7 protein-coding genes are annotated in these 10,634 nt (G+C 72.4%); 2 read left to right on the top strand and 5 right to left on the bottom strand.

The genetic code is table 11. The annotated features are described in order from the left end of the window. Positions 1-210: 210 nt before the first annotated feature. The 3 genes from AB0A74_RS41470 to fxsA form a co-directional block, all read right to left on the bottom strand. Complete coding sequence (locus AB0A74_RS41470) at positions 211-1,215, bottom strand: hypothetical protein (protein ID WP_358258548.1); 1,005 nt, start codon at positions 1,213-1,215, stop codon at positions 211-213. Further along, positions 1,193-4,867, bottom strand: a complete 3,675-nt coding sequence (gene fxsT / locus AB0A74_RS41465; protein WP_358258546.1) for an FxSxx-COOH system tetratricopeptide repeat protein — start codon at positions 4,865-4,867, stop codon at positions 1,193-1,195. Before fxsT ends, AB0A74_RS41470 begins: the two co-directional genes overlap by 23 nt. Before the next feature lie 101 nt (positions 4,868-4,968). Further along, a complete protein-coding gene (gene fxsA / locus AB0A74_RS41460) occupies positions 4,969-5,133 on the bottom strand; it encodes an FxSxx-COOH cyclophane-containing RiPP peptide (RefSeq protein WP_343940029.1) in 165 nt (54 codons plus the stop codon). A gap of 249 nt (positions 5,134-5,382) precedes the next feature. Between fxsA and AB0A74_RS41455 the strand changes: the two genes are divergently transcribed. Next, positions 5,383-6,498: an HEXXH motif-containing putative peptide modification protein gene (locus AB0A74_RS41455; RefSeq protein ID WP_358258544.1), complete on the top strand. Its 1,116-nt coding sequence runs from the start codon at positions 5,383-5,385 to the stop codon at positions 6,496-6,498. A 4-nt stretch (positions 6,499-6,502) separates the two neighbouring features. Here AB0A74_RS41455 and AB0A74_RS41450 read toward each other — a convergent pair whose 3' ends face one another. Further along, entirely contained in the window at positions 6,503-7,084 is a 582-nt protein-coding gene (locus AB0A74_RS41450; protein ID WP_358258542.1) for a DUF3558 family protein, read from the bottom strand. A 59-nt stretch (positions 7,085-7,143) separates the two neighbouring features. Further along, the gene (locus AB0A74_RS41445; protein ID WP_358258540.1) at positions 7,144-9,141 is read right to left on the bottom strand and encodes a cellulose binding domain-containing protein; all 1,998 of its coding nucleotides are present in this window, start codon (positions 9,139-9,141) and stop codon (positions 7,144-7,146) included. Between the two features lie 267 nt (positions 9,142-9,408). Between AB0A74_RS41445 and AB0A74_RS41440 the strand changes: the two genes are divergently transcribed. Continuing rightward, on the top strand, positions 9,409-10,431 hold the full coding sequence (locus AB0A74_RS41440) for an ABC transporter substrate-binding protein (protein WP_358258538.1): 1,023 nt from the start codon (positions 9,409-9,411) through the stop codon (positions 10,429-10,431). Positions 10,432-10,634: the final 203 nt, after the last annotated feature.

The raw sequence follows: 10,634 nt of genomic DNA, 5'->3' as shown, positions 1-10,634 counted from the left end.
GGCCTGGGCGCAGCCCAACCGCGCTTCTCCCTTCTTGGCAACCAGCTTTTCCGGTTGCCAAGAAGGGAGAAGGGTGGTTGCCTCCGGCAGGCCGTGCGGGGGAAAGACCGACGCTCTTCCTCCCCGGGGGCCTGCCCGCCGGCGAGGCGCTTTTGATCTTGAGAGCGCGCAGCGCGTTCGAGCTTGAGAGCGCGCCAGCGCGTCCCAGACTCAGCGCGAAGAGCGTCTAAGGAGAGAAGAGAAGCGTGAAGAGAGAAGAGAAAGACGCTCATCGGAGTCGCGAACGCGAGACTGGTCGATGGTGACGCCGACGAGATAAGAACCGACATCCAGGCGGTAGTAGTAGACGGCACCCTGCTCGACATCCAAAACGAACCTTCGCACGAGACCGCCCGGAGGCCCACCGGCGATGAGTCGGTTGAAGCGGCGTGCCACGGCCTCCAACTGCCGGCCGAAGACGCGGTAGAACGAGCGCCGGGTGTCCACGGCCACCTGGGTGAAGAACGGCTCCAAGGTGGGATGGTCCAGGTGGTCGGCTTCCAGTGCCAGTTCGCCGCCCGCGTAGTACGCGACGTAGTGCAAGTCCTCCGGTCGGACGCTGGCCCGGCACGCGTTGCGGATCTCCTCCGGTAGTTCCTGGTACTCGGCCACGCGCGGCTCGCCGTTGTCGCCCACCGGGTTCAACGCGCGGACCACCTGCGCGGACTCCCAGCCGCCCGGGTTCAACGACGGCAGGCTGATGCGCTTGCGCAAGCGCGCCACCAGGGCGGCCAGTGCTCGGTCCGCCTCGTTGACCTCTTCCACGTCCGTGAGCGGGCGGTCGGGGTGGGCTGCGCCGAAGGTCACCGCGACCACGTTCTCCCGTGGCACGACCAGGTTGCACATGATCGCGCCGTGGTCGGTGTGCAGGAGCGTGCGGATCAACGGGCCGGTGCGGGGCTCCTGGAGGGCTCGGTCGAGGTCGCCGACCACGTGGCCCAGTTGGCGGCCCAACCGGTTCAGCACGGCCCGGTCGGTGTCGGCGTCGCCGAACTCGTCGGTGGAGAAGGTGAAGACGCCGCGGCTGAAGTACGCCACGTACGGCAGGGCACCCTCGGCCACGGCCTCCCGGCACGCCTGCCTCGCCTCCAGGAACGTGTCCCCCAGGAAGTCCGCCTGCTCCTCGTGCGGCACCGCGGGGACGCCGTCGGCGTCACGTTTGGGGGATGTCGACATCGATGGTCCTCCAGCCCTTGTCCAGTTCGGCGCCGGCCTCGCGGGCGACCCCGAGGTTGGCGGCGGCGATCCGGGTGCTCGGGTGCTCGTCTCCCAGGTACTCGCGGCACCGCCGGTGCGCGTCCGCCAACAACTCCAGCGCCGCTTCGCGGTCGCCGCGCGCGGCGGTGACCTGGGACCGGGCCACCTCCGCCGCCAGGGTCCACGGGTGGCTCTCCCCCAGCCGCCGGGTCAGGACGTTCAGCGCCGCGCCGACCTCGTGGCCGCCGCGGTCCACGGCGTCGGCGGCGGACAGGCTCAAGCCCAGGCACAGCCTGGCCAGGCCGACGAACGGGTGGTCGTCGGCCAAGCCCGCCGGCAACCCGGCCACCACCGACTCCGACAGCTCGACGGCGGTCGCGGCGTCGCCCAGCGCCCGGTTGTCCATGGCCAGGCTCAGCTCGCACGCGAGCGTCTCGGGGTGGCGTGGGCCTTGCAGGACGCGCAGCGAGCGCAAGGTGCGGGTGTTGGACTGCCGCGCCGTCCGGGCGTCGCCCATCAGCCGCTGCACGATGGCCAGGTGCCACTGCGCGACCAGCTCGACCGGGTTGGTCTCGGGTCCGCTCAACCGGTCCCGGGCCTCGCGCAACGAGTCCAGCGCCGCGCCGTAGTGCCCCAGTTCCCGTTGGTAGACGCCGATCCGCGTGCGTGACCACCACGTCTTCGGGTCGCCGGGGCCGAACAACCGCAACCGGCGCTCGAAGTTGTCCACCTCCAGGGTCAGCGCGCCCGCCGGGTCGCCGGACAGGAACAGCGACTCGGCCAGGTTGTTCGCGGCGCTGCGGGTGTGCGGGTGGTCGTCGCCCAGGGCGTCGCGGAACCCCAGCCAGGTGGCCTGGTCCTCGTCCAACGCCTCGCCGAAGTCGCCCGTGCCGCGCAGGTCGCCGCCCAGGCCGCGAGCGGTGATCAGGGTCTGCGGGCTGGCCAGTTCCAGGGTTCGGCGTTGCTGTTGCAGCGCGCCCTGGTCCAGTTCCAGCGCCACGTCGGCACGACCGAGCCTGCGTTCGACGTTGGCCAGCTGCGCCGCGAGGCGGGACCGCAACGGGTCGTCCGGCCCGAATTCGCGCGTCCACCGGGCGAGCAGCTCGTGGCCCGGCCGGGTCGAGGCCAGGCTGACCGCGGCCCCGCCGTCGGTGTAGAGGAACCGGAGCTGGTTGACCAGCCAGCGGCGCACCGCCTCGTCCCCGCTCTCCAGCGCGCCCGACGCGAACACGTGCTTCTGCAGCTCGCGGAACCGCCAGGCGCGCCCCCGCCGGCCGTCCTCGCTCTCCTCGGCCTCCTCCGCCTCGGTCGGCGCGAACGCGGCGAGCACGCGCAGCACCTGCGCCCGGCGCAGCGCGCGCCGCGCCGGTGGCATCGCCTCGACCAGCGCCCGCTGCACGACCCGGTGCAGGCGCAGGCTGTTGCGCTCGCCCCAGTCGACGCGGAACAGCCCGTACCGCGCGCCCAGCCACAGGACCCGGTCGACCTCCCAGCTGTCCAGCCGCAACGGCCCCGCGTCCACTCCCCCGGCCTCGACCAGCGCCGCCACCATGGCCGACGAGCGCACCAGCCGCAGCCCGACGCCCTGCGTGGACAGGGACGAGCACAGCTCCGCCAGCAGCACCGCGACCCGCCCGGCCGGGGTGTCCCGCAACGACCCGGTCAGCACGCCGACCAGCCGCCGCACCACGTCGCGGTCGGCCCGCTCGCCGCCCAGCCGGTCCAGGAAGGCGCGCACCGACCACGCGACCGCGTCGGCGACCCCGGCCCCGGTCGCGCGTTCCCGGTTCACCGACTCGGCCAGCCAGGAGACGCTGAGCTCCAACGCCAGGGGCAGGTGGTCGACGGCCGCCGCGACGCTCTCCGCGTCCCGGTCGCCCAACCCGGGCACGCGCGCGACGAGCAGGCGGTTGCTGTCCCCCGACGGCAGGTCGGCCAGTTCCAGGTCCGGGTCGGGCGCCGAGGACGAGGTGATCAGGACGTGGCAGCCGGGGCGCGCCGGGACGAGACCGCCCAGCACGCCGCCGCCGTCGGCGTTGTCGTAGACCAGCAGCCAGCGGGTGAACCGCGGCCCGTCGGCCAGGTCCGCCAGCGGGGAGGTCGTGCCGTACTGGGTGGGCACCTGGTCGGTGAGGTCCGGGTCGCGCATCCGGTCGCCCAGCTGGGAGACGGAGATCAGCACGGCCTGGCGGTCGTGGGCCGGGAGCCACCACACGAGGTCGTAGTCGCCGGCGAACCGGTGCGCGTACTCCAGGGCCAGTTCGCTCTTGCCGATGCCGGGCACACCGCCGACCACCACGGTCCCGCCGCGGTCCACCAAACGGTCGCGCAGCGCCTCGATGTCGTCGTCGCGCCCAACGAAACGCGGGTGGCGCGGCGGCAGCGAGAGGACGGCGGGTTCGGTGGCCGGGAAGCGCGCCGGGCCGTCCTGCGCCGCGGCGGGCGGCTCGATGAGGCCGAAGTGGGTCAGCAGCCGGGCGCGGGCCTCGGCCTCGGGCAGCCGGGCGATGTCGATGACCCGGGTGAGGCCGGCGGGTCCGTGCTCGCCGGGTTCGACGGCGAGCCGCACGGGGTCGAGCGGTCGGTGCGCCGGCAGGTCGGCCAGGTCGATGCCCGCCGCGTCCCACGCCGAGGACGAGACCACCACCAGTTCCACCGGGTCGGGGTCGGCGAGCCACTCGCGGCGGCGGCGCAGCGGCGCGGCCAGCGCGCCCGCGCGGGCCAGCACGCCGCACACCCAGTCCGCCCAGGCCCGGTCGCGCGGGGCGTGCAGCACCAGGACGCGGTCGCGGTCGTCGGCGTCCTCCAGGCCGAACGCCCGCCGGTAGCGGGACGCGACCGCGCGCGGCACCGCCGGCACGCCGGTGACCTCGCCGCCGGTGACCGCGGCGGCCAGCCGCTCGTACTGCTCGCGCAGCCCTGTCGTGTCGTCCGGGCCTTCGGCGAGCACCGCGAGCAGCGGGTCGAACGCCTCGTAGGGCCGGTAGGGGATCTGCACGGCGGTGTCCGGCCCGGGACCGCCCAGCGGGGCGAACGCGGCGCGGATGGCGTCCAGGCTGCGGCGCGCGCGGGGGTCGTCGCCGGCGTTGAACATCGTGGCGACGGGGACGATCGGGATGTCCACCGGGCAGTGGGCGCGGAAGGCGGTCGCGAGCGCGGCGGCGTCCTTGATCGTCTTGAACCGGGGCGCGAAGCAGACCACGGCGACGTCGGCCACCTCGGCGATCGCGGCCAGCGTCGCGGCGTCGGCGGGGTCGTCCGTGGTCGGGGCGTCGAGCAGCACGTAGTCGTGCGCGCCGACCCGGAAGACCGCCGACGCCGGGTCGGGCGGGCCGTCCCCGACCAGCACGTCGATGTGGCCCGCCGCGCCCGGCAGCGCGTAGCGGCGCACCGTCCACCGGGCGTCCCGGTCGGTGGCCCCGGCGCCGGCCTCGGGCAGGGTGGCCTCGCGGAGGTAGAAGGGCTCCAGGTACTCGGGCACGCGGGGCGGCTCGGACCCGTGGTCGAGCACGAGCACCTGCTTGCCGGACCCGGCCAGCACCCAGGCGAGGTTGGCGACGGCGCTGGTCCGCCCGTGGCCGCCGGCCGCCGACAGGAAGGCGACGACGGTGGCGCGTCCCGATCTGCTCATCACTACTCCAGATCGCAGTGGTCCGGCGGAGGATTACGCGATTCCGCTTTATTGCGGAGAATGAGCGGGAAATTCACCCGGTTGGCGGGCACGAAGGGGCGCTACAACGAACTTTGGAAGGCGGCGTATTGGTCCTCCAGTCCTCTCTCCAGCAGGATCCGGCGAAGTGACGCGCCGAGCGCGGGAGCGGCGATCCGGTCCAGGTCGCGCGGTTCCAGGTCGGCCAGGTCGAGCAGCTCGGACTCCAGTACGCCCTCGTCAGACATGGTCCACCCCTCCGCGCGCGGATCCACCCCCGGTGCCCGGCCACCACCGGCACCGAACACCGCAATGCGCCGTTCGGACGACGTGCGCCAACCGTTCGCGGTGTTCGACTGAAGGTTAGCCGAGAAATCGCCGACCCTCGCGCGCCGCCCCCGGTTTTTCGAGATCATTTCCCGGGAATCGGCGTCCGGGGTTACGCCGACACCCGTTCCCGCGCCTTCCGAGGAGCTTCCTTGCCCGCCTTGTCGCGCATGCCCCGACCCACCTTCGACGCCCTCGCCCGGGGCGGCGGCGGCCCCGCGGCGGTCCGCCTCCTGGTCGGGGCGCGGCGCAGCCGGACGCTGCAACTCATCCGCCACGTCGCCGACCGGTCGGTCGCGGCGCGCCGGGCCCTGGAGGTGGTGAAGACCCTGCCGGCGGCGGCCGTGCACCGCGTGGTGGACCACCCCGCCGTGGGTGAGTGGGCCACCCGGGCCGCGATCGGACGTGGTTCGCCGGCCGGCCTGGCGTTCGTGGCCGCGGCGGCGGCCGTTCGCGCCGGCGCCTCCGTGACCGTGGACCTGCCGAGGTCGCGGTCCGCCGCGCTGCCCACCCTCGGCCCGCTGGAAGGCGACCCGCACGGCCGGGTCGCCGTGGACGGGCTCACCTGGCGACCCACGCCCGAGGTGGTGGTGCCCGACGGCCCGACGTTCGCCTTGGAGCACTGGCCGGACGGCGGCCCACCCACCCGCCTGCCCCTCACCGCGGAGTTCGACGTGGGCCGCTGGCGGGACACGATCACCGCCGCGTGGTCCGTGCTGAGCCGGTCCCACGGCGAGGTCGCCGCCGAACTGGCCACCGCGATCACCGTGCTGACCCCGCTGGCGACACCGCGGGAGGGCGTCAACAGCGCCACCCACGCGGACGCGTTCGGCTGCGTCTTCCTGTCCCTGCCGCACGACCCGGAGTCCGCCGCCCTGACCCTGGCGCACGAGCTGCAACACACGAAACTGGTCGCCTTGATGGACCTGTTCCCGTTGGTGCGGAACGACTCCGGCCAACGCTTCTACGCCCCGTGGCGCACCGACCCCCGCCCGGCCATCGGCCTGCTGCACGGCGCGTACGCCCACCTGGGCGTCGCCGGCTTCTGCCTGCGAGCCGGCCGCGAGACGGAGTTCGCACGCTGGCGCCGAGCGGCCCTGAGCGTGTCGAAAACCCTGCTCACCGGCTCGGCGCTGACCGACACCGGCCGCGACTTCGTCCAGCGCATGGCGACAACCCTGGAACAGTGGTGCGCCATCGAGGTCTCACCGTCGGCCCAACACGAAGCCGACCACCTGGCCGAAACCCACCACGCGCGCTGGCGGGCCGCCAACCCCGAGGAATGAGGGCTCAGGCCGGCAGGCGGTCCAGGGCGAGTTCGGCCAGGGAGCGCGCCGCTTCGCACTGGTCGCGGGGGGCGTCTTCCTTCGTCACGACGTACAGCTCCAGCACCGGTCGGTCGTCCGGGTCCTCGACGGGTTCGCGGAGCAGGACCCGGAGCATGCACACGGGCGTCCCGCCACTGCCGGAGGTGCGCGCCGGGTGGCCGGACACCGTGGTCTTGTCGCCCAGCCACGCCATCGGTTTCGGGGTCGAGAGCAGCACGCCGGCGTCCGGGCGGCCCTTGGCGTCGGCCGTGCCGCCGATCGGCCACGCGCACTTGCCCGGCCCGTTCGCGACGCCCTCCGCCGCCTCCACACCCACGGCCGCGGTCACTTCCGCCGCGGTGAGGAGGCCGCACAGGTCCTCGGCGGTCTTCTTGGGGCTCTCGACCTTCTCCGCCCACATGTCCGCGACTTCCTTGGGCAGCGAAGACGGGGTGGTGCGCGTCGAGGTGGGGGCGGGTTCGGCGGGCGCGGGCGAGCAGGCCGCCGTGAAGGCGAGGGCCACCAGCGCCGCTGCCGAAGCCGAACGGGCGGCGTGGCGGGTCACGGGCGGAACTCTAATCGACGGTGCGCCCGGTCCAAGCGGTTTTCGCCGAGAACCGCAGGTCAGCGCGTCGTGCAGAGCGTGCCGTTGAGCGTGTACCTGGTCGGCAGCACGTTCGGGCCCTGGTACGCGCCGACGAAACCGGCGGTCGTGGTGGCCCCGGGCGCGAGCCGGGAGGTGCTCGACACCCGCACGTCCCCACCCGTCTGGGCCCAGTCCGCGTTCCAGCCGCTGGACACCTGCTGCCACCTCGTCGGCCACGTCCAGGTCAACTGCCACCCGTCGAGCGGTTCGGCGCCGGTGTTGGCGATCTCCACGGTGGCGACGTAACCGTTGCCCCAGTTGGTGGTCTCACGGAAGGTGACCGCGCACCGGGACGTCGTGGGCGTGCCGGTGGTGAACGTCAGCGGTTCGGAGGCCCACGAGACACGCCCCGCGCCGTCGCGCGCCACCAGGTTGACCGTGTAGTCGGTGCCGGGCTTGAGGTTGGCGACGGTGAAGGACGACCCGGTGGTCTCGCCCCACTGCTCGCCCGCCGTGCCGGCGTGCCGGTGCACCTCGTACTTCACGCCCGCCGGCGGGGTCGGCCAGCTCAGGGTGGCGGTGGTGGCGGTGACCGCGTCCGCCACCGGGCGGGGCGGGGTGGCGGGGCCGGCGGTGGAGCCGGTCGGGCGCAGGACCAGCGTCGTGATCGAGTACGGCGGCAGCGTCGCCCCGGACGCGCTGCCGGACGTGGTGGCGATCCCGGCGTCACCGTTGCCGAAGCTCAACACCCGCGCGTCGGCGGCCGGCGCGTACCCCGCGTACCGCAGGGACACCGCCTTGGCGTTGTCCGGGTCCTGGTTCACCAGCATCACGGCCAGCCCGCCGTCCGTGCGGCGCGTGGCGTGCGCCCGCAGGAGCGGGTCCGTGCTGGACGCGGCGACGAACCGGTCACCGGGCCGTGCGAACCGCGACACCATCGCCAACGCGTGGTACGGCGCGAACGGCGTGTTCAACGCGGGCTGGCACACGTCACCCGAGCAGGTCCCGCTGGACAGCAGCCCGAAGTCGTCGTAGTCGGTGTGCCCGGCGATCGTGGACACCGTGCCCATTCCATTGTGGACGTTCCACCAGTCGACGTTGAACACGCCGTTGGCCAACAACGTCGCGTAGGCGTCGGCCGCGAACAACGCGCCGGGCTGCGTGTTGCGCCCGTAGGAGGTGTTGACCTCGGTCATGGCCATCGGCAGTTCCTTGCCCGCGAACCGCCGGGCCTGCTCACGCGCCAACCGGACCATGTCCGCGACCCGGTCGGTCTTGGTCAGCACCTCGGCCCCGCTGCCGCCCGGGTACCAGTGCAGGATGCCGAAGTCCACCACCGGTCCGGCGATCGAGAGCACCACCTGGTTCCACGACCCGGCGTCACCGGCGGCGGTGATGCCGTCCGGCCACTCGCCGGGCGAGGTGAGCACCGCGCCGACCTTGATCGTCGGATCGACGGCCTTCATCGCCGACGCGTACTCGACCACCAGCCGGGCGTACTGGTCCGGGCTCTTGTCGGGGTGGTCGTCGGCCTCCCAACCGGACCCGTAGTGCCCGTTGCCGTAGTTCTCGTTCCCGATCTCCCAGTACTCGACCCCGTACCCCTTCTCGACGTTGGCGTACCGGACCCACTCGGCGGCCTCTTCGGGCGTCCCGGTCCCGTAGTTGGCCGTGATCACCGGCCGCGCGCCGGCCCGCCGCACACCGGCCATGAAGTGGTCGAAGCTGGTGTTGGGAGCGACGTACCCGCCGGGCGCGGTGTGGTCGCGCCAGTGGTAGATGTCCGAGTAGGAGCCGCCGGGGTAGCGCATCGCGCCGACACCCGCGTCCTTCAACAGGTCGGCGACGGCATCGGTGCCCAGCTGAGCGTCCCAAATCGCGTGGTTGACCCCGACGGCCGTCGGATCAACCGCCGCCAGCCCGGCCCGCGCGTTGACGGTGACCGTCACATCGGTTCCGGCGGACGAGGCCGGCGGCACGAGCAGCGCGACCACCAGGGCGGCGGGAAGGGACAGCACGGCGAGGCGCGGTCTCATGGGCGGTCCTCATCGACAGTGATGACTGGGAGCGTTCCCAGAGTGGGCCGGAGCCGATCACTTGTCAATCACCCCGACAGCCGCACACCCGAACCGGATCAGTCCACAACAGACACTCCCCCGACCTGCGCTGAATCGGTGAACGGCATCCGGCGCGCGGGTGAACGTGATCCGCGTCGCAGTGTCACGCATTGCTTTCTTAGGTAAGCCTTGCTTCACTTGCGACGCTCCAAGCCCCAGTGCACTGTCCACCGAAAGGGTGTTGCCATGTCTCGCAGGGTTCGTCTGTCCGGCAGAGCGTTCCGGGCCTTCTCCGCGGGTTCGCTCGCGACCGTGCTCGGGTTCGGCCTGATCGCGTGCGGCGACGTGCAGGACGCCTCCACGCAGACGACCCCGACGTCGAGCGCGGGCTCCTCGGCCTTCCCGGTGACCATCGAGCACAAGTTCGGCAAGGCCGAGATCCCGAAGGAGCCGGCCAAGGTCGTCGTCGTGGGCACCGCCACCGACGACCTGGACGCCGCCATCGCGCTGGGCGTCACCCCGGTCGCGTTCTTCAACAAGTCCGGCGGCGACGCGGTCCCGAGCTGGCTCAAGGGCAAGCTCGACCCGGCCAAGACCAAGATCGTGGACGCCGCCGCGGGCGTGGACCCCGAGCAGGTCGGCAAGTTCACCCCGGACCTGATCCTGGCCACCTCCTCCTACGGCTTGGAGCAGGAGTACCCGAACCTGGCCAAGCTCGCGCCGACCGTCGGCTACGCCACCGACTGGGGCAAGCAGACCTGGCAGGAGCACGTCCAGGTGGTGGCCAAGGCGCTGGGCAAGACCGCCGACGGCGACAAGATCATCTCCACCACGCAGGCCGCGATCGACAAGTTCAAGGCCGACCACCCGAAGGCCGCCGGCAAGACCTTCACCGCGTCCGTCGGGAACACCGCGGGCAAGATGTTCACGCTGGTGTCCAAGGAGGACTTCGCCGTCCGCCTGATCGAGCAGACCGGCCTCACGCTGAGCCCGACCGTCGCCGACGCGACCAAGAACGAGTCCGGCAGCCCGACCGGCACGCTCAACCCGGAGCAGTACGACAAGCTGGCCGCCGACCTGGTGATCGTCGCCTTCACCACGCCGGACCTCAAGCAGGCCTTCGAGTCCAACCAGCTCGTCGCGCCGGTCAAGGCCGGCAACTACCTGTCGGTGGACATGGAAACCATCTCGGCGCTGCGCTACCCCACCGCCCTGGACATCCCGTGGGTGCTGGAGAAGCTCAAGCCGGGCGTGGACAAGATCGCCTGACGCAACACGGAAAAGAAGGGGCGCGCTTCCCGCAGGGAAGCGCGCCCTTCTCTTTGGGCTGCCAAGCCAAGGAAGGGCCTCGGTTCGTTCCCCGTACGGCCTGGGCGAAGCCCAACCGCGCTTCTCCCTTCTTGGCAACCAGCTTTTCCGGTTGCCAAGAAGGGAGAAGGGTGGTTGCCTCCGGCAGGCCGTACGGGGAACGA

This window comes from Saccharothrix sp. NPDC042600 (genome assembly GCF_040647305.1).
In the GTDB taxonomy this organism is placed as follows: domain Bacteria; phylum Actinomycetota; class Actinomycetes; order Mycobacteriales; family Pseudonocardiaceae; genus Actinosynnema; species Actinosynnema mutabilis.
This window is presented reverse-complemented; position numbering and strand designations above follow the sequence as displayed.

What these genes read in the sequence shown, in the direction of transcription:
- AB0A74_RS41470 (WP_358258548.1), bottom strand. Translation starts at nt 1,215, where the DNA reads ATGTCGACATCCCCCAAACGTGACGCCGACGGCGTCCCCGCGGTGCCG.
- fxsT (WP_358258546.1), bottom strand. Translation starts at nt 4,867, where the DNA reads ATGAGCAGATCGGGACGCGCCACCGTCGTCGCCTTCCTGTCGGCGGCC.
- fxsA (WP_343940029.1), bottom strand. Translation starts at nt 5,133, where the DNA reads ATGTCTGACGAGGGCGTACTGGAGTCCGAGCTGCTCGACCTGGCCGAC.
- AB0A74_RS41455 (WP_358258544.1), top strand. Translation starts at nt 5,383, where the DNA reads ATGCCCCGACCCACCTTCGACGCCCTCGCCCGGGGCGGCGGCGGCCCC.
- AB0A74_RS41445 (WP_358258540.1), bottom strand. Translation starts at nt 9,141, where the DNA reads ATGAGACCGCGCCTCGCCGTGCTGTCCCTTCCCGCCGCCCTGGTGGTC.
- AB0A74_RS41440 (WP_358258538.1), top strand. Translation starts at nt 9,409, where the DNA reads ATGTCTCGCAGGGTTCGTCTGTCCGGCAGAGCGTTCCGGGCCTTCTCC.